The 21,808-nt window shown below is 32.7% G+C and carries 20 protein-coding genes and 2 pseudogenes; 3 read left to right on the forward strand and 19 right to left on the reverse strand.

Annotation, left to right across the window (positions count from 1 at the left end; all coding sequences use genetic code 11):
• Nucleotides 1–3: 3 nt before the first annotated feature.
• From HLH14_RS11720 to tviB, 5 genes are all read right to left on the reverse strand, one after another.
• A complete protein-coding gene (locus tag HLH14_RS11720) occupies nucleotides 4–978 on the reverse strand; it encodes a glycosyltransferase family 2 protein (RefSeq protein ID WP_171533120.1) in 975 nt (324 codons plus the stop codon).
• Nucleotides 979–984: 6 nt separating this feature from the next.
• The gene (locus tag HLH14_RS11725) at nucleotides 985–2,112 is read right to left on the reverse strand and encodes a polysaccharide pyruvyl transferase family protein (protein ID WP_171533121.1); all 1,128 of its coding nucleotides are present in this window, start codon (nucleotides 2,110–2,112) and stop codon (nucleotides 985–987) included.
• Complete coding sequence (locus HLH14_RS11730; RefSeq protein WP_171533122.1) at nucleotides 2,105–3,106, reverse strand: nitroreductase family protein; 1,002 nt, start codon at nucleotides 3,104–3,106, stop codon at nucleotides 2,105–2,107. The genes HLH14_RS11725 and HLH14_RS11730 overlap by 8 nt, the downstream gene beginning before the upstream one ends.
• Before the next feature lie 50 nt (nucleotides 3,107–3,156).
• Nucleotides 3,157–4,674, reverse strand: a complete 1,518-nt coding sequence (locus tag HLH14_RS11735; protein WP_171533123.1) for an MATE family efflux transporter — start codon at nucleotides 4,672–4,674, stop codon at nucleotides 3,157–3,159.
• Nucleotides 4,675–4,829: 155 nt separating this feature from the next.
• Nucleotides 4,830–6,107, reverse strand: a complete 1,278-nt coding sequence (gene tviB / locus HLH14_RS11740) for a Vi polysaccharide biosynthesis UDP-N-acetylglucosamine C-6 dehydrogenase TviB (protein WP_171533124.1) — start codon at nucleotides 6,105–6,107, stop codon at nucleotides 4,830–4,832.
• Nucleotides 6,108–6,411: 304 nt separating this feature from the next.
• On the opposite strand from tviB, the gene HLH14_RS11745 reads away from it, so the two are divergent.
• Genes HLH14_RS11745 through HLH14_RS11755 form a run of 3 tightly spaced genes read left to right on the forward strand, consistent with a single transcriptional unit; the run spans nucleotide 6,412 to nucleotide 10,165 of the window.
• A complete protein-coding gene (locus HLH14_RS11745; RefSeq protein ID WP_378321244.1) occupies nucleotides 6,412–7,515 on the forward strand; it encodes a polysaccharide biosynthesis/export family protein in 1,104 nt (367 codons plus the stop codon).
• Nucleotide 7,516: 1 nt separating this feature from the next.
• Entirely contained in the window at nucleotides 7,517–7,945 is a 429-nt protein-coding gene (locus HLH14_RS11750) for a low molecular weight protein-tyrosine-phosphatase (protein WP_171533125.1), read from the forward strand.
• A gap of 18 nt (nucleotides 7,946–7,963) precedes the next feature.
• Nucleotides 7,964–10,165 carry a polysaccharide biosynthesis tyrosine autokinase gene (locus tag HLH14_RS11755; protein ID WP_171533126.1) on the forward strand — a complete coding sequence of 734 codons (2,202 nt, stop codon included), beginning with the start codon at nucleotides 7,964–7,966 and terminating at the stop codon, nucleotides 10,163–10,165.
• 137 nt (nucleotides 10,166–10,302) lie between these two features.
• Here the strand turns inward: HLH14_RS11755 and HLH14_RS16265 are convergent, their stop codons facing one another.
• The 14 genes and pseudogenes from HLH14_RS16265 to rfbB all read right to left on the reverse strand — a co-directional run bounded on the left by HLH14_RS16265 (nucleotide 10,303) and on the right by rfbB (nucleotide 21,727).
• The gene (locus HLH14_RS16265; protein ID WP_378321247.1) at nucleotides 10,303–10,395 is read right to left on the reverse strand and encodes an IS3 family transposase; all 93 of its coding nucleotides are present in this window, start codon (nucleotides 10,393–10,395) and stop codon (nucleotides 10,303–10,305) included.
• Nucleotides 10,396–10,440: 45 nt separating this feature from the next.
• Nucleotides 10,441–10,644: pseudogene (locus tag HLH14_RS11760) on the reverse strand (NAD-dependent epimerase/dehydratase family protein); the annotation flags it as partial.
• 131 nt (nucleotides 10,645–10,775) lie between these two features.
• Nucleotides 10,776–10,862, reverse strand: a pseudogene (locus tag HLH14_RS15995) (hypothetical protein); the annotation flags it as partial.
• Nucleotides 10,863–10,876: 14 nt separating this feature from the next.
• Nucleotides 10,877–11,773 carry a UTP--glucose-1-phosphate uridylyltransferase GalU gene (gene galU / locus HLH14_RS11765; protein WP_171533146.1) on the reverse strand — a complete coding sequence of 299 codons (897 nt, stop codon included), beginning with the start codon at nucleotides 11,771–11,773 and terminating at the stop codon, nucleotides 10,877–10,879.
• Between the two features lie 19 nt (nucleotides 11,774–11,792).
• Nucleotides 11,793–12,413 carry a sugar transferase gene (locus tag HLH14_RS11770; RefSeq protein ID WP_171533128.1) on the reverse strand — a complete coding sequence of 207 codons (621 nt, stop codon included), beginning with the start codon at nucleotides 12,411–12,413 and terminating at the stop codon, nucleotides 11,793–11,795.
• A gap of 87 nt (nucleotides 12,414–12,500) precedes the next feature.
• Entirely contained in the window at nucleotides 12,501–13,643 is a 1,143-nt protein-coding gene (locus tag HLH14_RS11775) for a glycosyltransferase family 4 protein (RefSeq protein ID WP_171533129.1), read from the reverse strand.
• 16 nt (nucleotides 13,644–13,659) lie between these two features.
• A complete protein-coding gene (locus tag HLH14_RS11780) occupies nucleotides 13,660–14,727 on the reverse strand; it encodes an EpsG family protein (RefSeq protein WP_171533130.1) in 1,068 nt (355 codons plus the stop codon).
• Nucleotides 14,728–14,743: 16 nt separating this feature from the next.
• Nucleotides 14,744–15,895 (reverse strand): glycosyltransferase, encoded by a 1,152-nt coding sequence (locus tag HLH14_RS11785; RefSeq protein WP_171533131.1) that lies wholly within the window; start codon nucleotides 15,893–15,895, stop codon nucleotides 14,744–14,746.
• On the reverse strand, nucleotides 15,892–17,148 hold the full coding sequence (locus HLH14_RS11790) for an O-antigen translocase (protein ID WP_067725952.1): 1,257 nt from the start codon (nucleotides 17,146–17,148) through the stop codon (nucleotides 15,892–15,894). The genes HLH14_RS11785 and HLH14_RS11790 overlap by 4 nt, the downstream gene beginning before the upstream one ends.
• 1 nt (nucleotide 17,149) lies before the next feature.
• Nucleotides 17,150–18,265, reverse strand: coding sequence for a DegT/DnrJ/EryC1/StrS family aminotransferase (locus tag HLH14_RS11795; protein WP_067725734.1), 1,116 nt, complete (start codon nucleotides 18,263–18,265; stop codon nucleotides 17,150–17,152).
• Nucleotides 18,266–18,673: 408 nt separating this feature from the next.
• Nucleotides 18,674–19,396, reverse strand: coding sequence for an N-acetyltransferase (locus HLH14_RS11800; protein WP_067725732.1), 723 nt, complete (start codon nucleotides 19,394–19,396; stop codon nucleotides 18,674–18,676).
• Nucleotides 19,393–19,794, reverse strand: a complete 402-nt coding sequence (locus HLH14_RS11805) for a sugar 3,4-ketoisomerase (RefSeq protein WP_171533132.1) — start codon at nucleotides 19,792–19,794, stop codon at nucleotides 19,393–19,395. Before HLH14_RS11805 ends, HLH14_RS11800 begins: the two co-directional genes overlap by 4 nt.
• Nucleotides 19,791–20,669: a glucose-1-phosphate thymidylyltransferase RfbA gene (rfbA, locus tag HLH14_RS11810; RefSeq protein ID WP_171533133.1), complete on the reverse strand. Its 879-nt coding sequence runs from the start codon at nucleotides 20,667–20,669 to the stop codon at nucleotides 19,791–19,793. Before rfbA ends, HLH14_RS11805 begins: the two co-directional genes overlap by 4 nt.
• Nucleotides 20,669–21,727, reverse strand: coding sequence for a dTDP-glucose 4,6-dehydratase (gene rfbB, locus HLH14_RS11815; RefSeq protein WP_171533134.1), 1,059 nt, complete (start codon nucleotides 21,725–21,727; stop codon nucleotides 20,669–20,671). Before rfbB ends, rfbA begins: the two co-directional genes overlap by 1 nt.
• Nucleotides 21,728–21,808 lie beyond the last annotated feature (81 nt).

Genomic DNA, 21,808 nt, shown 5'->3' on the forward strand with positions numbered 1-21,808 from the left:
ATTTTAAAATAAAAAACAAGAATAAGCTTTAACCATCAACCTTCTAAACGACAAAAACAAATAAGCCAATAAGAAAATCTTATTCTTCAATAATAAAATTATAAAATTATAAAATTTATTGTCACCAAATAATAAATCAACATTAAAGTTATACAAAATTATTTTAAACATTTTAAATGTATGAGCATCTCTCAGCAAATCACTTTTTTTTGTACTAAAACCTATATTTAAAAATTCTTTAAATTCACCTCTATTATAAAAAAAATTATTTAAATTTTCACATACTTTTATTAAGTTATTTAAGTGTGATTCTTTAATTCGCGCAGTATAGGAATTGGTATTCCAACGAATATAATTATACAAAGGTATATCAAGAGAAGATATTTTTTTTGAAAAATATATAATTTGTGGAACTAGCATATAGTCCTCACCATAATTCACCCCTTCATTAAAGAGCAAATTATTCTTTTGATATACTTCTAAACGGATTAATTTATTCCAAATTGATGGTGGAATTTTTGCAGATAATACATCCTTCAAATATTGTTCTTTATCTAAAAAACCATGTTTTACTTCAATATTTGTTTTTTTGAACTCTAAATAGTAATTACATAAAACAATGTCTGCCTTTTCCGCTATAGCTTTATTCAGCATTAACTCAACTGTTTTAATGTCTATATGATCATCACCATCTACTTGCAGTAGATATTCTCCAGTAGCATTTAAAATTCCGGTATTCCTAGTAGCAGCAATACCTTTATTAACTTCATGATGAATAATTTTAACTTGATGCTTCCGTTTTGGAAATTTTTCCAATAAATTCTGCAATATTTCAATTGTATTATCAGGTGTACTATCATTAACAAAAATATATTCTATATTTTCATAAGTCTGCATAAACAATGATTTAGCACATTTTTCTATAAAATCTGCCACATTATACATTGGAACAAAAATAGAAACTTTAATATTACTCATCCACATTTACACCAAAGAATTTCTTAACCAACTTAAAGACTCTATTGCCTTTTCTTTGCGAATAGTATTCACTTTTTCATAGTCAATATTATTCAATTTCTTAATATCAATATCGTCTAAATCTTCAATTAATCGATCCTCTAATCCAAAGATTTTTAATAGAGTCTCAAACCTTGAATTCCCACGCTCTTTGTTTTTGATTGATATAAACGGTTTATTAAAAATAATTGAAAAAACCGTACCATGAAAAGAGTCTGTTATAATAAAATCAGCTTCATCAAAAGATTTTATCCAACTTTCAATAGAAGGATACACATAGTCAGATAAATCATTAAGAATAAATTTATCTTTATGCTTCTTTAATGGTTGATTTATAAATACCTGTTTTCCGCCTAATTGCTCTGATATTTTATTTACAATATTTTGCTTATGTTCCGTCATATCTAAAATATATCTAAATATTTTATTATTGTTTTTAGGTTTATTATTATTTAATAGTTTAATATAATCATTGCGGTCTAGAAGCAGAGTAGGATCCAAAACCTGCTGTGCCGCCACATTTAAATTTTGTTTACACAGACCAACTGCAGAATTTTCTCTAACTGATATTGAATTAAAATTTCCTGCATGTTCTGCTAATTTTAATGTCATTTCTTTAGAAAAATTCCAAGTATCTAATCCAAATGAAGCTGCATAGCTTATTTTTCTAATAGGTGTGCTCAGTTCTAAAAAATCTAAAAAATAACTTTCAATTCTTGGAGAGTAGTCTGCTCTCCAAACTTGATCACTCCCCACCACAACTGCATCAAATTTTTTATTTAAAAAATAAGCACTAAGCTGATCCACATTATTAATTTCGACTGATAAATCAATATAAGATGATATAAATTTTTTATGCTGTGCTTGTATCTTTTCCAACTGTTTAGAATTAAATTGAAATATATCCGAGCATTTAAAAATTTGCTTAAATGCTGAGAGTAATTTTCTTAAATCTGATGCCTCTTTTGAGCGATAATTTATAGTTTCAACCTCATGTCCCATATTTTTTAAGACTTTTTGCAAAGCATAAGCTTGTAATGTTCCACCAAAGTTAGTGTGGAGAGGTTGAGTCAAAATTGCAATTTTTTTAGTCATTAGAGCTTATCACCTTTAAAACTTCCTCAGCTGATCTCCTATAAGATAAAGTTACATTAAATTCATCTATAGCCAAACCAATCGGTATCATACAAATAATTTGTTCAGAAGATTTTATTTTAATTTTTTCTGCAAGCTTATTTTCTTCATAAATAGTTTTACCCCAATTTGCGGGACAGCAGGCTATTTCATAAAAATGTAAAGCATAGAGTAAATTCATTAAGTAAATACCCCCATCTATATACAATTGATTCCGCTCTCCAATAGTATAAAAATATTCTCTATTACAAGTTAAAATAAGTAATTGATTAATATTTTCAGTATAGCCATTGAGCCCCCCCTGAACGTGTAGACAAAAATCAATTAAACTTTTATCTTCCACCAAATAAACTTTTGAAGCCTGACGGTTACATACTGAAGGGGCATTATTAGCCAATGTGATAGCATCAAGAATCTTTTGATAACTAACTTTTTCTCCCGTAAAATTTCTTACACTTTTCCTTGAAAAGGAAAAATCAAAAAAGTTTGCATTTTTCTTATAAAAGTCATTTTTTAAGTAACATACCTTACCAGAATTGAAATCCAATCCCACATCTTTAATTATTTTCTTATATTTATCGTATTGTTCTAATGTATAATAGTCTGAAATATCAATTCCAGCATTTTCATGTAATTCATAATATTCAATGACTACTTTATATGCAATAAAAATTTGAGAATTACTAGCATTTTCCATGATATCAAAATCATTTAAATAACTATGCAAGTTGATCACTCTTTGCATAGCAAATTTTGGCTTCATAGGACTAAACAACATTCCTTTTTCAATAGAGTGATAGTTTAAAATAAGCTCACATTCTTTATTTTCCAAACTATCTACTTTATTAACAGTAGAATATTTCCAATATTTTAAAAAATCACTTCCATAGTTAATGGTTAAATGTATTATTTTTTTAAATACATTAGGTATAATTTTCTTTAAAATCCTAGTCATTAAAAAATCCAAAAAATATTCACGAGTTCATTAAACTTAAAAAAACACAATTATTTCATATATTTTTTAAGATTTAATAAAATATAATTTCTTTCTATTTTATTTAATCCCAAAAATAAAATACTAATTAGCACACTAATGATAATTGTAAAAGACAAAAAAATAAATGACAAAAAATCATTTGATAGATTTATATTATTTTTGAAAAACAAGGCTAACATTACTGAGGCTATTGTAACCAAAGAAATCTTCAAAATGACATTTTTCAAATAAAAAGTTACTTTGAAGTTCAATAAATTCTTTAAAAAAACCATTCTAAATAACAAACAAATAATTGAAATTAAAATAGAAACCCAATATACAACAAGAGCTTCTGTAAATACTTTCAAAGCAAAATAACTTATAGGTAAATTTAAAAATATTATAAAGCCTAATACAATTTGGTATTTTTTCACATTTCCTGTTGCTTGCACTGCTGTCATTAATACCCCCGAAAGACTTTCAATAAGTAAAGCAACCAATGCCATCTGTAAAAAAATCGTCAAATAACTCGGAAAATCATGTAACCACAATTTCAATAAATATTGAGTATTAAATAAAATAGGTAAAATTACCAATAAACAAAAAAAGAAACTAAATTTTGAAATAGTATGAATTAGTAAAATATTTCGATCATTATCCCCCTCTGCATAACTTTTATATACTTGGGGATTACTAGCTATCGTGATCGTATTGATTAATCCACCGACTATTCCAGTCACAGTATTTGCAATTGCATATGCAGAGTTTAAAACAACGCCAAAAAAAATATTCAATAAAATATTTACACCTTGTATTTTGGCTACGGCAGCAAAGTTACCAAAAATATTCCATGAAGAATAAAAAAACATTCCCTTTAGTAAAGGGAAATTTGAAACTTTCAACTGTATTTTTTTATTAAATTTTTTATAACAATATAAAGCATATATAACAAAGACCACCAAACTTGAACTCACATACAAAACTGTATATTTTTCCAACAATGGCTCTTGCATAAAATACAAACAATAAATTATTCCCAATTTAGAAACAGCATCATACAGAGATAATCCTGCATAAAAAGACATCTTTTCTTTTGCTAGTATTAGTGCATTAAAAGGGGCTTGAAATATCGAAATAAAAATAGAAATCACTGCAAAGTAGAATACAAAATTTGCAGATTTTATATAGCTTAAATCAATAGATAATACTCTATTTAACATTAAATTTTTTAAACTTAGCAGAATAACCGAAACAGTTACTGCTATTAATAAGTGTAAAAATAAACTACTACTCCAAACATCTTCAAATAGTTGATTATTTTTTTTACCAATATAATAAGACAAATATCTTTGAGTAGATAAAACCATCGCACCATTTATAAATGCAAATAAAGCAGCAACCCCAAAAACGAGATTAAATAACCCGTATTCTTCAGCACCAAGTATTACCAATAATTCACGCACTGAAAACAAGCCAACAATACTAATGACAATAGTACGCATTGCTAAAAAAATAGAATTTCTTACAATTAGACTGTTATTTGTCATTAATTAACAACTCTTTCAATTATTTAAACTTAGAATATATTTACATTAGATAATTCTCCCAAGCTTATCGGTAAAGCTTTTCAAATAACATCTTTTCTAGCACATAACTATTCAATCCATTTTTGATGAGTATCAAAACTAATAAAAATATTATCTTATAAACGAATTGAACTTTCTGCTTTATCCAAAATATATTTCAAGTCATATAGCACATAGTTTTCTCTAGACAATCTTTTAAAATCTGCTATCGACATATTTTTAAATTCATCATGTGCAACAGCCAATATTACTGCGTCATAATGATGCTCTTGTAACTGGGTAATGGGCGTTAAACCATATTCATGTTTAGCCTCATCTATATCCACCCAAGGATCATAAATATCTAGGTCTAGATCATATTCTTTTAAAGCATTGACCATATCTACAATTTTGGTATTACGTATATCAGGACAGTTTTCTTTAAAACTTAAACCCATGACTAAAATTTTTGAACCAACGACCTGAATACGTTTTTTTACCATCTCTTTAATTAACTGAGTGGCAACATATTCACCCATACGGTCATTTAAACGTCGTGCCGCTAAAATAATTTCTGGATGCAACCCAATGGACTGTGCTTTATGGGTTAGATAGTATGGATCGACACCAATACAATGCCCTCCCACTAAGCCTGGACGGAAAGGCAAAAAGTTCCACTTTGTACCTGCTGCCTTTAATACTTCTTCGGTATCAATCCCTAGTTTATTAAAGATCAAAGCCAATTCATTAATTAAAGCAATATTGACATCACGTTGCGTGTTTTCAATGACCTTTGCAGCTTCAGCTACTTTTATACTTGAAGCCTTATACGTCCCTGCTTCAATGACCAAGTTATAAACCTGGTCAACGAAGTCCGCGACTTCAGGGGTAGAACCCGAGGTGATTTTTAAAATATTGGTGACACGCCGTAGCTTATCCCCTGGATTAATACGCTCTGGACTATAACCGGCAAAAAAGTCCTGATTAAATTTAAGACCAGACACTTGCTCTAGCACAGGAATACAGGTTTCTTCAGTTGCACCTGGATATACAGTTGATTCATAGACAACCACATCCCCTTTATTTAATACCTTAGCAATACTGGTTGAAGCTTTAATTAAAGGCGTTAAATCAGGCTGTTTAAAATCATCAATTGGTGTAGGGACGGTTACAATGAAAAAATTGCAGCTTTTTAAATCTTCTAAATTTGCAGAATAACTGAGTTGAATGGCTCTTTTAAGCTCTTCGGGCGACACTTCCAAGGTATGATCTTGCGCACTTTGTAATTCTTCAATCCGTTTTTGATGAATATCAAAGCCGACCACTGGAACTTTTTTGCCAAACTCTACCGCCAAAGGCAAACCGACATATCCTAAACCAATCACGGCAATCTTGAGTTCTGACAAAGTTAGCATTTTTGAGCCTTGCTTATTTATATAATCTAAGGGTTAAATAAAACGAGGGCAATTCTAACAGAATAATCAAGTATTTTCCGTTGTTAATTTATATAAAGGTACATTAAAAAATTGACTAAATATTTTCTCGAAAAATAGATTTCTATTGCATTGAATAATAGCTTTATTTTTTTTATTCAACACCTTTCATCTATTTATCTCTCGTAAACAACTTACAATTTGCTATATTTTTTTCGTAATTAGAAAGGTAGAATAGTTTAAGTTTAAGTTTAAGTTTTTAATAATTTTTACAACAGGATTTAGAGTGAGAAAAATTCAATATACTGCTTTATTGGTTTTAAGTTGTTCCATGACGGGTTGTGCAGTCACTTCTGGTTTACAAACTTATGATTTACCAACTGAAGGAGTTTACCAAACGGATTTAGGCACTCAGGTGAATGTAATTCAACTCACTCAAGAATCTTTATTTGCGGTACAACCTGCCGAAATTAATCTTCGTCAAGATTATGCTCATTTATTTAATACTTCCCATAAAAATTATAAATTAAGTAGGGGTGATGTTCTTTCTGTTTATTTGTGGGCATATCCAGATATTACCCCACCAACAACAACTATTAGTAATGAACAATCAGTACAAGCCAACGGTTATCAAATTGACCAAAATGGCTATATTCAATTTCCCATGATTGGCCGTTATAAAGCAGCTGGAAAGTCATTAAACCAAGTCAATCAGGAATTACGTAGCCAGCTTGGCCGTTATTTAAAAACCCCTGATGTGATTGCACGGGTGTTGTCTTATCAAGGTCAGCGTTTCTCTGTGCAAGGTAATGTCACTAAGGGCGGGCAATTCGCACTGAGCGATCAACCTGTCAGTGTATATACCGCTTTAGGTATGGCAGGTGGCGTGAACTCTCAGCAAGGTGATAATGCTTCGATTACTCTGGTCAGACAAGGCCGTACGTATAAACTCAATACCATTGAGCTGGAAAAAGCCGGACTCTCTTTACACAACTTATTAATCCAACCGAATGATACTTTGTATGTCAATTCACGTGAAAACCAGAAAATTTATGTGATGGGCGAATCGGGTAAAAACCAGTCCTTACCTATGCGTGATCAGGGCATGAGTTTAAGTGATGTATTAGGTGAAAGTTTAGGCTTAAATCCGCTATCTGCCAGTCGCAGTAAAATTTATGTGGTTCGTAGCAATGCCGTCGACACCTCTACAGAAGTTTATCAGTTGGATTTAACCAGCATTGCCGATTTTGGTTTAGCCAACAAGTTCAAAATGCGCAGCAATGATATTGTCTATGTTGATGCTTCTGGACTTGCTCGTTGGCAACGTGTGATTAATCAGGTTATTCCTTTTTCCAGCATTGTGAATACTGCAAATAATTTGGGCAATTAACATGAATATTCAAAATATTCTTGTGGTTTGTGTGGGCAATATCTGTCGTAGTCCAATGGCCGAATATCTGTTAAAACAGCAGTATCCGCAGCTTCATATTGAGTCGGCAGGTATTTCCGGTTTAACCGGCCATGCCGCAGACCCAAAAGCACAATTATGCATGCAGCGTTTAGGCATCGATATGCAACCGCATATTGCCAAGAAGCTAAATAGTGACATGATTAAAAAAGCCGATTTAATCTTGGTCATGAGCCAGAATCAGCAAAAGCATTTGGAACAAACCTGGCCTTTTGCTAAAGGCAAGACCTTCCGATTAGGGCATTGGCAAGGTAGAAATGTACCTGACCCCTACCAGCACGAACAATTGGTCTTTGATGAAACCTGTCAGCTCATACAAGATTGTATTAGCGGCTGGACAAAACATATTTAACTTTTTGATAGCAAAATTATGAGCCAAACCCCCAATACCGAAGATACAATTGATTTAAAAGAGCTGTTTTTTTCACTCATTGCGCAATGGAAACTCATCGCACTGTGTGTGATTTTAAGTCTGGTCTGTGCGTTATTGTATTTAAGAGCCACACCTGACACTTATTCGGTCGATGCACTGGTACAAGTCGAAGAAAGCAAAGGCACGTCTGCCGCGTTGCTGGGTGACCTGTCCAGCATGATTGAGCAAAAACAGCCAGCTCAAGCTGAAATCGAACTGCTGAAATCACGTTTGGTGCTGGGTTCGGTCATTAAAAACCTCAACCTGGATTTAAACATTTCAGGTACAGAAAACAGCTTTTTTGACCGTTTACTGAGCCCGCATGCCTATAAAACTCAATATCAGGCAAACGCTGTTTTATTCCAGGATGACGCCAAGTCTTTTGAGGTGCGAAAATTTGAAGTTCCAGCCTATTATCTAGACAAGAATCTGCTGCTGAATTTTGATGCCAATAAATTCACCCTGACCGATGCAAAGACCCAGCAAGTCGTTTTTACTGCACCAACCAACCAGGAAAGCCAGCATACTTCAGTCCATGGCATCTGGAAAGTGGCGATCTATACGCAAGACCCGCTCAAAGACAGCTATACTATTCAAAAAATGTCTTTGCCTGCAGCCATGGGTTCAATTACAAAGAATTATTCAGTGGCTGAAAAAGGCAAACTGACCGGTATCTTAGGGCTGAATTATCAAGGTCAGGACAAAGAACATATCACGAAAGTTTTAAATTCTATTTTAGTTGCATATAGCCAACAAAATGTCGAACGCCGTTCTGCTGAAACAGCTCAAACGCTTAAATTTTTAGATGAGCAATTGCCTGAATTAAAACAACAACTGGATGTGGCAGAGCGTGAATTTAACAAATTCCGTCAACAATATAATACCGTTGACGTGACCAAAGAATCTGAACTGTATTTAACCCAAAGTATTACCCTAGAGACGCAAAAATCACAGCTAGAACAACAAGTCGCTGAAGCATCTGCCAAATATACCAATGAACATCCCGTGATGCAGCAAATGAATGCTCAGCTGGGAGCGATTAATAAAAAAATAGGTGAGTTGAATGACACGCTAAAACAGTTGCCTGATTTACAGCGTCGCTATTTACAACTGTACCGTGAGGTTGAGGTTAAAACCCAGCTCTATACCGCATTGCTCAATTCTTACCAGCAACTGCGGATTGCCAAAGCAGGGGAAATTGGTAATGTGCGTGTTGTCGATACTGCGGTTGAGCCAATTAAACCAATTGCACCGAAGAAATTACAGATTCTGATTTTATCCATCTTCCTTGGTGGTTTCCTCGGAACCTTACTGGCTCTAGTGCGCAATATGATGCGTTCGGGCATTAAGGATTCCAGTCAGATTGAAAATGAGCTGGATTTACCGGTATATGCAACAGTACCTCGTTCACCAATTCAAGAAAGCCGCATTAAACTGCTGAAAAAGAAAAAACATATTCCTATTTTAGCGATTAAAAATGGGGACGATATTGCGATTGAAAGCTTACGCAGCATGCGTACCGCCATTCACTTTGCCATGAGTCAGGCGAAAAACAATATCATTATGATTTCAGGTCCTGCACCCGAAGTGGGCAAATCCTTTATTTCTACCAACCTGGCCACGATTTTAGCGCAAAGTAATAAACGCGTCCTGATCATTGATGGCGATATGCGTCGGGGTTATTTGCATCGATATTTCAACCATGACAACCAACCGGGTCTGGCTGAATATTTAAATAATACCCAGCAAAGTCTTGAAAATATTATTAAGCCCACTGAAGTTCACAATCTAGAGGTGATGACGCGTGGCAAGATTCCGGTGAACCCTTCCGAACTTTTAAGCTCGGCAAAATTTGCAGCCATGCTAGAACAGCTTTCACCCAACTATGACCATATTATTATTGATACTCCCCCGGTACTGGCCGTGACCGACGGGATTATCATTTCACAATATGCGGGTGTGAATTTGGTGATTGCGCGTTATGCAAAATCACAGATGAAAGAACTGGAATTAACCTTGAATCGTTTTGAACAGGTCAATGTTAAAGTGAATGGCTTTATTCTGAATGATATTCAACGCGGTACTGGCAGTTATGGTTATGGTTATGGTTATGGTTATAACTATGCCTATGGCTATAAAGCTTCAAAAGATAATGATTAAAACAGATTTGCAATTGAATTTGTTTATTCTAAGAGCGAGTTATTTTGATCTGCCCCCAAGAAAGTTGAACGGTTGATTAAGCGACTTTTTGGAGCCAGTCAACTTTTCTGGATATATAGTTAAGAGAATAAGCTAGGCTATAAGGCTTCAAACTGATTTGGACTCATACAGTCCAAATCAGTTTGAAGCCTTTTCTTATTGTAGTATTGTTCTATAAAACGAAAGATAATTCATTTTGCTTGGTAGTGAATTACTGCATCAATTGCATATTGCTAAAAAGCTTGATCGAAAACTTGTGCATCACGAATATCGCCTTCACCAAAAGCTGGAGTTTTTTCTGTCAGCGCCTGCACACGGTTCAGGGATTGTTCTGAACTATTGCAAAGATTATCCAAAACAGCAACCTCATGTCCCGAATTTAACAGTTCCACACAGGTATGCGACCAATATAGCCCCCCAGTCACTAAAATTTTAGCCATGTGTTTTCCCCAGTAATATTTAAATTAATCCTTGAGTAGAGACATCTAAACCATAAATGTCTTACACATCACCATTTAAAATCGGTAACAACTGGTTGGCAATTTCCTCAATGATACTTTTTTAATACATCACACCAATAAACCTGATGTCCACACTCTGCCAATAAAGCTGCCATTACACCTGCATAAAGGGTTTGTCCAAATACTGTAACTTTCATAGAAGCCCCTAATTTTATAATTCGAGTTCTTTAATTAAGGCTTTAAAATCTTCACCCAATTTTGGATGATCTACACCATTATGCAATACTGCTTTTAAATAACCTAATTTGCTACCGCAATCGAAGGTTTGACCTTTCATACGATAGGCTTCAACAGTTTCTGTTTCCTGAAGCAGGGCAATAGCATCGGTCAGTTGAATTTCATTACCAGCACCTTTTGGTGTATTTTCAAGTAATTTCATAATTTTTGCAGGCAAAACATAGCGACCAACCACTGAAAGATTGGATGGTGCTGTACCTATTGCAGGCTTTTCAACAATACCCTGCATCACGATACTTTCACCTTCATTCGGTGAATGCTTAACGTCAACAATTCCATATTGATCCACCAGACGATCAGGAACCGCTTCCACCATAATTTGCGATGCTTGAGTGTCATTAAAACGCTGAATCATCAGGCTTAAGTCATTTGGAGTATCAGAATCTTTCACCAACACATCTGGAAGCAATACAGCAAAGTCATCTTCACCAATCACTGCTTTGGCACAGAGCACTGCATGACCTAAACCAAGAGGTTGTGGCTGACGAACACTAATCACACTGACATACGGTGGTAAAATTTCAGTAATTTCTTTAAGCAGATCAAGTTTCTTTTTATTTTCTAATGTCGTTTCCAGCTCAAAGTTACGGTCGAAATAGTTTTCAATCGATGCTTTTGAAGAATGGGGCACCAAAATGATTTGTTCTATACCAGCTGCAACAGCTTCCTTCACCACATATTCAATAGCCGGACGATCAACCACCGTGACCATTTCTTTAGGAATCGACTTACTTGCGGGTAAAAAACGTGTGCCTAATCCAGCAACAGGGAGAATCGATTTTTTGAGATTTCTATTTAAATATTTGAAAATTAAAAGAAAATATATTTACCTATTTTTTAAATAACTTGGTGTCCGTAATACTTTTACTTGAAAACCGTGCAGCGCCAACTTCCTGATCAGGAGCATTAATTCCCTCTTGAGTTAACATTACTTTAGCGGTTTTAAACATAATTTTAAAATCAAGCCAAACTGTATGCTGTTCAACATATTGCACGTCTAATTCAAATTTTTCTTCCCAAGATAAATTATTGCGTCCACTCACCTGAGCAAGCCCTGTCATACCAGGTTTTACTTCGTGTCGTCGCATTTGTTCAGCTGTATAATGTTCTAGAAATTCTTTCATTTGAGGACGAGGTCCAACAACGCTCATATCCCCTTTTAAAACATTAATAAGCTGAGGCATTTCATCTAAGCTCGTAGAACGCAACTTTTGTCCAAATGATGTGATACGAAATTTATCAGGTAAAGGATTGCCATCTTTATCTACTGCATCCCTCATAGAACGGAACTTAATCATTTTAAAAAGTGTACCGTTTTTACCAGGACGTTCTTGGTAAAAGAAAATTGGCGAACCTAAGTTTTTCCGTACTTTAAATGCAACTAGAATAAATACAGGCGATAAGATCAGCAATGCCGTTAGCGCAATAATTATATCAATTAAACGTTTCATATCAATAATTTACACCTATAATTTTTATTTATTTTTATTCACTTTATCAACATCAAACTGTGCACAAGCAACTTTATAACTTTCTTTTTAATCATTGATGCCCATAATTTTAGATAATTTTTTATTCACTTTATCAACATCAAACTGCGCACAAGCAATTTTATAACTTTCTTTACCCATAATGTTAATTTGTTCAGGATTTCCGATAAAAAAGCACATTCTATCAACAAGTGCTTTTACATCCCATTTGGGAACCAGAAAACCATTAACTCCATCCAACACTGTATCGCGACAACCAGGTACATCAGTAGTAATAATGGGGCGTCCTATGGCCATTGCTTCTTGTGTACTCCTTGGCACACCCTCTCTATATGAAGGGAGAACAAAAACTGTGCTATTTCTAATTTCTTCAGCTACATTATTACTAAAACCAATATAATGAATAATACCAGTAGCAATAATTTTATCTAATTCTTGCTTAGTAAGTCCAGATGGGTTTTGTGAATCAATTCCACCAACAACTTTAAATATAATATTCGGATATTTTTCTTTTACTATTTGAGCTGCCTCTAAATATTCGTAAATACCTTTCTCAACAAGTAATCTCGCAACAAAAATAAAAGAAACTTCTTGTGATTCATCCCAAAGCTTGTACGGATAATCGTCCAAATTTAAACCTATTGGACCTAAAACTTCTACGGCATTTGGTTTATGATAAATTTTATTATTATTAATTAAGTCAATAGGATCATCTTTATTTAAGAAAATAATTTTATCTAAAAATGGAAAGACAATTCTATAAAGTGAAACTTGGAAAAATCTTACCAATTTCATTTTAAAATTATAACCATTTTTATGTTCAGTAAAAGGAGATCCTAAACCTTCAATCATACCAATAATTTTTGGAGTCTTTGCTAGTTTAGCAGCCAATGAACCATAAACTACAGGCTTTGTAAAAAATGAAAAAACAATATCTGGCTTTATTTTATTAACACTTGATTTCAATTGAAATAATGAAAAAAGATCCGAAAATGGATTCAAACCTCCTCGATTCATTTGATACTTAATCAAAATTGCACCAGTTTTTTCAATTTTATCATCCCAATAATCATGCGGTTCAGATACAAAAGTATGTACTATCATCCCCTTATTTAAACATGACACTATAAAGTCTTTCCTAAATAGATACAGGTTTGATGAGGTTGTACCAATTATAACAATACTTTTCATTATTAATTCTACCCTATTAAAATACACTTTCAGATATAAAATTTATAAGATAATTAGAGTATGGTATCCAAGATGAAGACCATGTTCCAAAACTAAACCACACATACATATATAAACTATAAAATATAGAAACAAAAATTATTAAAGAATATCGAATATCTGCCTTACCATAATTCAGTGTTTTACCAATTACATAAAAATTAAAAAACATAAGATACAAGCTAAACCTGTCAGCAAGAGTAGAAAACACCCACCCCAATATTAATAAAAATAAAAATAAAAATAAAAATAAATCAAATATCATTCTCATATAATTATCAAATTTATTTCTAATATAAAACCAATACAAAATAGCAGGTATGAAGTAAAATAACATCCTAAAATAAAAACCACTGGATTGCATTTCACCATCAACCGATAAATATTGATTACCATAGTCAATAAAATAATATATTAAAAAATTTAAAATAATAAATATAAAAAAGTAGTAAAAATAAACAAAAAACCTAAACCCACTATATTTATATAAAAAAAGCAAAGGAAAAAATAGAGATAAAAACATTGCACTTTTATGAAAAGAAATAGCAAATAAAAATAAAATCAAAGATTTTATTATCTTTTTATCTATTATACTTTTAAAAAATAAAAAAGATATTGCTACAGCTACGGCTTGTCTCGTATACCCCATACTTACAACGATAATAAAATATGGAAACAACACCAAAAGTAATACCCATCGATTCTTAAAATCAAGTGATGAAAAAAGTATACATAAAATAATAATTAGCGCACATATCGAATTTACAAAAATAGTATCATCAAAACCTAAAAAAACACTTATATAGTTTATTAATCCATATGATATATCAGTCAAAAAAATTGACTCATAGCTATAACTACTCTTAAAAAGCTCGTACATTTCTATATAATTGAACCAATCCCCCCCAACTTCAAACCTAAAACCAATAAATAAAAATAAGACAAAATTAAATAAAAAAAATAATATTTTTAATTCGTAATATTTAGAAGTACCAATAAATGAAAAAAACACTATAAACAGCCAAAGAACCCAATAAATAGCCATTATAATTCCTCAAAAATTATTTCGACCAAACATTTAAATACATGTCCGCTACTTTCTCCATATTGTGTTTATTTTTTATAAACTCTATTGCATTAAATGAATAACTTTCTAATTTATTAGGATTAAGAACAAAATCTTCGAGCTTTTTATATAAATACTCTACATCTGGTATAGAATTAACTACTGGAAGTTCATTTTCACTTAAATTATAATAATCTTTTAATTGGTCACATAATCCAGAGAAAACAACTTTACCTTTAGACATCGCAACTAAAGCATTAACACCTTGATCCATACTCATACATTGATCTAAGAAAATATGAGCATCATTAAAAGTCTTAATATATTCTTCATAAGGTAGCCCACCTACTACATTGTAAATAACTTTATCTGGATATTTTTTTAACAGCTTCCTTACAGCTTCATCAAAAATAAAGTTTCCTTTTCTATACTCTTTGTTTGGTTGCCAACCATGAAAAATATTAATAGGATATTTTGTAAAATTTAATGCTAATATATTATTATCAACTTCAATTGGGACTGGATGTATTTCAGTACACTTTTCAAACTTTTTATAATGGTGATAATAATCATATAAACCAGGTATTAAATTCTTACTTTCATTTATTAAAAGAAAATTTAATTTTTTATATAAAAACCCATGAGTATATTTGAAGGATGGTACATATTGTTCAAAATTTTTCAAACTCATCAAGTGAAACATAGACTTAAATTTTTTGTTTTTTATACTACCCTTAACCCACACATAATCATCCCCTAAACAACATAAAAAAACTTTTTTATTATTTTTTATAATAAATTTCATAAAAAATAGATTCACTATTGAACCAAAACCAGACAATGCAATAGGATTTATTACTTGTACAACATCATAATTTTTTAATGATTTTATCTTTTCCACATATTTTAAAATTTGAAAAACACCTAATAAACCTGTGTAAATCAATATCAAATAATAAAATTTAAATATATAATTTAAATGCCTATTTTTTAGCTCTTTTCTATCATACTTTATAAATATATCTGCAGGAAATTTTTTATATGCATCACCATCACTTACTGTAGTAAGTTCTATTTTTTTATTTTTCAATGCTTTTGCTAAATTAGTATGTACACCAGAATATTCACCAATCAACAATATTTTCATAATTTTTTTTCACCCATCTTTGCAAATATAAAATAACTTAGACTTCCCCAATACAGCGCATAATTTACTAAATGTGCAATAGAAACACCTTTAAAACCAAAATATTGGGTACATAAATAAGTTAAAACAATAGAACTGCAGGTAAAGGTTATTTCCGTAACTATAAACAACTTTGTCATAGCCTTACCCAACATCAGATAAGCTAAAATCCAACTACCAATTTTAAGTGAGTCACCCATCATCTGCCATAGAAACAGCTCGCGCATAGGTAAAAATGCAGCACTAAAAAGCAATTGAATAATCCAATCTTTTATTGCATATATAATGATTCCACCAAATACAGCCAAAGGAAATATTAGTTTATAACCCAAATAAATTTCTTTTTTAATATCTTGCACATTTGTCAGCTCTGATAACCTTGGCAAGTAATAAACACCTAATGTTGTAGTGGCCAACATGAGATACCCAGTACTTAAACGTATCATCGCTTCCCAATAACCTGCATACGCAGCACTGTATTCATGGATGAGATAACCGCGAATCACCATTTGAGATAATGGTACACAAATGGCACTAATTAATGCCATTGCAGCAAAAGCAATAATTTTTTTTGCAATATTACGATCAATTTTCCCAAAAAAATATGAAAAATCAAACCATTCCGACCTATAGCTTAAATATAAAGTCACAATAAAATTCAGTGATTGATAAATAGACAGTGCAACCAGTGCACCATACAATCCAAACATTACTGCAAGCACCCCAGTGATCACCAAAGAAAATAAACTGCCAGAAATATTTGCCACAACCAGCTTTATTATTTCTTTTTTACCATTTAAGATCGCCAGTAAAAGTGCGTTTAAATTAAAAAAAATCAGAAATACTGAAAACCATATTAAAACAGAACCATAAGCTTCTGTTTTAAATATCAACAATGATAATTTTTGGTGAAAAATTAATACCAGAAAAGTAAAAATAAAACTAAAGATTGAGACAAAACTGCCTGCTGTTTTCCAGACTGCCCTTTGCCTTGTTTCATCTTCATGATATTCAGCAGTGTACTTAACCACTGCTGTATTCACTGCACTTCCAGCAAAAGTCGTGATCATTTGAATAAAGTTTTGAAATTGACCTATCGCTGCATAACCTGAAGGACCAACATATACAGCTAATATTTTATTCAATATAAACATGGTTGCTGTTTTAATTAATACAGCAATCCCGTTTAATATACTGGTCTTGAATAAAGTCATTTCAGACTTTAAAACCATTACAAAGCTGAATCACTTTTTCAGCCTCTTTCAAACTTAAAGTTGGGCTAATAGGTAAGCTAATCACCTCTTCATGAATTTGTTCAGAGATTGGATAACTTAAATTATTCCATTCTTTATAAGCTTGCTGCTTGTGCGGAGGAAGCGGGTAATGGATTAAGGTTTGTACACCATGATCTGCTAAATATTTTTGCAACGCTATACGATTTTTTGAACGAATTACAAACAAATGCCAAACATGCTGATGATATTGAGTTGCATCTACATTGGACAGAGGCAATATAATTTCAGGATTTTTAATTTGTGTTAAATATAAATTGGCAATCTCACGGCGATGATTCACTTCTCTATCCAAAAAATTTAACTTAATATCCAGCATCGCTGCCTGAATGTCATCTAGCCGGCTGTTCATGCCAGGCACTAAATTTTTATACTTTTCATGAGAGCCGTAATTGCGCAATGCATATAACATTTGTGCAAGTTCTTGATCATTCGTTGTTACAGCACCGGCATCGCCTAAAGCCCCTAAATTCTTACCAGGATAAAAACTGAAACCTGAAGCATCGCCCCAATTTCCTGCTTTTTTTCCATCTATTTCAGCACCATGTGATTGTGCTGAATCTTCTAAAACAAGTAAATTATACTTATCTGCAATCTCCATAATTTCTGGCATTTGAGCCAATTGACCATATAAATGAACGGGTAAAATTACTTTAGTTTTAGAAGTTATTGCTTCTTCAATTTTTATAGGATCAATATTGTAAGTTTGATTATCTGGTTCAACTAAAACTGGAGTTAAGTTATTTGCCGTAATCGCTAAAATACTTGCAATATAAGTATTCGATGGAACGATAACTTCATCACCATCCTTTAACTTTCCTAATTCTTTCCAAGCGTTAAGTGTCAGAATTAATGCATCCAAACCATTTGCAACACCAATCGCAAATTGTGTTCCACAATAGTTTGCAAATTTATGCTCAAATTGTTCCAGCTCTTTTCCACCAATATACCAGCCCGAGTCAATCACTCGTGTACATGCTTCGATCAATTCAGCTCTATACTGTTTATTAATACTTTGTAAATCTAAAAATGGGATCATTTTTCAATATACCCTTTAATAATTGATTTTATGGGGTTAAACTGACATTTATACGATCTAAACAGTTATTTTTTAATTCAAAATCTTTGTTTTTTCGACCTTATAGTGAATAGAAATTTCAGCATCGATAAATTTTAAAAATTACGTTAGTTTTATTTAATAGATTTTTCACTTACTTTTTATAAAGTTTCTATCTGGTTTAACGCCTGCTAGATGCTGACAACAATTGCAAAGTCTGGGCAATCTTTGGTAACTAAAACACCAGCTCCGATTAAAGCTTTTTTATCAATTGTAATATCAGACAATATGGTGGTATTTGCACCAATACTTGCACTTTTTTTATTAAGTTGAACATCAGAGTTCAGATGTATAAATACTTTGTAAGTTATTTTCCCTTAATTATTCAAATTACCAGTTCTTAATCACATCCTCTGGATAACCTCTTTTAAAATGCTTTGTCCAAGGATATGCATCAGATCCATCCTCTAATTTAATCCTAGATGTAGGACCTACGCTTTTAGCTGGACTACCCACATATATACTATGCTTTTCAGTTTTCCCTTTCACTGAACTATGTGCTCCAATCAAGCAACCTTCAGCAATTACCGCTCCTGGTAAAATTACACTCATAGTTGCAATTAATGCATAATCTTCAACTGTAACACCCAACATAGTATTACTTGGTGGATGGGGGTCATTCGTTAAAACAACATAAGGAAAAATCCAAACAAAATTACCGATTTTACTATGTTGCCCAATATGAACATTGCTATGAAATCTCACATAATCCCCAATTTCACAGTGTCCTTGTAAATCCGACAAAGTACCAATTTGTAAATTTTTTCCTGCTTTTACCAACTCTCGCACGGTCACTCGATGACCAGTCATCAACCCTTCTTCAAAAGTTGAACCTTCGTAAAAAATACTATGGGAGCGTATATTCGAATTTTTACCAATAATCAAAGGCACCCCTTTCGAGAGACAATTTGCAACACCCATCTCACAAAATGCTCCAATAATCGTATTATCACCAATCTCTACATTGTCATAAATAATAGTGTTCGGCCCTATTTCAACATTTGCACCAATTTTAGCTTTTGGAGATATAATAGCTGTATGATGAATTGTCATTTTGTCCCCCTCATCTTAAAGTCTTCATAATTACGAATATAGTCAAATTCATCGTAATGCTCATTTGCGAGCACAAGTAAAATACAGTCCTGTGAAAAGTCATGCATTTCATGCCAAACCATTGGGGGAATTTTTAACCCCTTGTTAGATTGGTTCAACAAAACTTCTTCCTTTTTTATACCGTTATCCATCAACATCTTACAATTGCCTTGAATACAAAAAGCAACTTGCTGAAGTTCTTTATGAGCATGAAAGCCGCGTGGAAGATCAGGTTGAATACCAAAAATATAATAGAGTCTTTTAATCTCGAAAGGGATATGTTTATCAGCCTCAGCAACGACTAAAGCCCCTCTATGATCTCCCAAGTTAGGAAGTTGAATCCATTCTACGAGACTCATAAATCTTCACCTATCAATGAAATCAAATATTGCCCATAATCATTTTTACTCATGTTTTGACCAATTTCTAAAACTTTTTCTTTAGATAGCCATCCATTATTCAAAGCAATCTCTTCTAAACATGCAACTTTATAACCTTGGCGCTTTTCAAGGGTCTCTACAAATTGTGCAGCTTCTAACAAACTTGCATGTGTTCCTGTATCTAACCAAGCAAAACCACGACCAAGTAACTCTACATTTAAGTCGCCGCGCTCTAAGTACATTTGATTTACTGTTGTAATTTCTAGTTCACCACGATCGGATGGTTTGACCTGTTTAGCAATTTGAATCACATCATTATCATAAAAATACAAACCCGTTACAGCATAGTTCGATTTTGGATGTTTCGGTTTTTCTTCGATGGAAACTGCGCGTTTTTCACTATCAAATTCAACCACCCCAAAACGTTCCGGATCTTTGACTTGATAACCAAATACTGTTGCACCTTTTTGGCGAGAAACAGCTTGACGTAACATCGGTGTAAAACCTTGACCATAGAAAATATTATCACCTAAGACTAAGCAAACATTACTGTCGCCAATAAACTCTTCTCCAAGAATAAAGGCCTGAGCCAAACCATCTGGACTAGGTTGAACCGCATAAGTTAATTCAATGCCTAATTGAGAACCATCCCCTAATAACCGTTTAAAGTCGTCAATATCTTCTGGTGTACTAATAATGAGAACTTCTCGAATACCAGCAAGCATCAATACTGACAAAGGGTAATAAACCATTGGTTTATCATAGATTGGTAATAATTGTTTAGATACACCCTTAGTAATTGGATATAAACGTGTACCCGAACCGCCTGCTAAAATAATACCCTTTGTATTCATTATGCACTTCTACCCAATTTTTCACGTTGGTAACTACCATCTTGAACTCGACGGCACCAATCTAAATTATTCAAATACCATTCAACAGTTTTACGAATACCTGTCTCAAACGTTTCTTTTGGTTTCCACCCCAGTTCATTACCAATTTTTGTAGCATCAATCGCATAACGCAAATCATGCCCAGGACGGTCTTTAACAAATGTAATTAGTGATTCATATTGCTGACCATTTGACTGTGGCTTTAACTCGTTCAATATTTTACAAATGGTTTTAACCACTTCTATATTTTGCTTTTCATTGTGACCACCAATATTGTAAGTTTGTCCTACAATACCTTCAGTCACGACTTTATATAAAGCTCGAGCATGGTCTTCAACAAACAGCCAATCACGAATTTGATCTCCTTTACCATAAATAGGCAAAGATTTACCCTCTAAAGCATTTAGAATAACTAAAGGAATGAGCTTTTCAGGAAAATGATAAGAACCATAATTATTTGAACAATTGGTCACTATAGTCGGTAAGCCATAAGTTCTATGCCATGCTCGCACTAAATGATCTGAGCTTGCTTTACTTGCAGAATAAGGAGAGCTTGGGGCATAAGATGTTGTTTCAGTAAACAGATCTGTTGTTCCTCCCAAATCACCATAAACTTCATCTGTTGAAATGTGATGAAACTTAAACTCAGCCTGACGCTTTTCATCCAACTGTAACCAATACTTTCTCGCTACTTCAAGTAAAGTATAGGTTCCAATGATATTGGTTTTAATGAATGTATAAGGACCTGAAATTGAACGATCCACGTGAGACTCTGCTGCCAGGTGCATCACTGCATCAGGCTGAAAAATTTCAAATAATTTATCTAATTCAACACGGTCACAAATATCCGTTTGGCTAAAATGATATCTAGGGTTTTGATCTACCAAACTAAGTGATTCAAGATTACCCGCATACGTTAACTTGTCTACATTTAATACTTCATGGTTTGTAGTCTGAATGATATGACGGATTACTGCAGATCCTATAAAACCTGCGCCTCCAGTAATTATTATTTTCATAAATTCAACCTTATTTTTCTTGTATTGAATAAAAAACAATCAATAATGCAATTTTTTTATACTTAACTTGAATTTTTTTAA

Origin of the sequence: Acinetobacter terrae (assembly GCF_013004375.1) — a bacterium.
GTDB lineage: Bacteria > Pseudomonadota > Gammaproteobacteria > Pseudomonadales > Moraxellaceae > Acinetobacter > Acinetobacter terrae.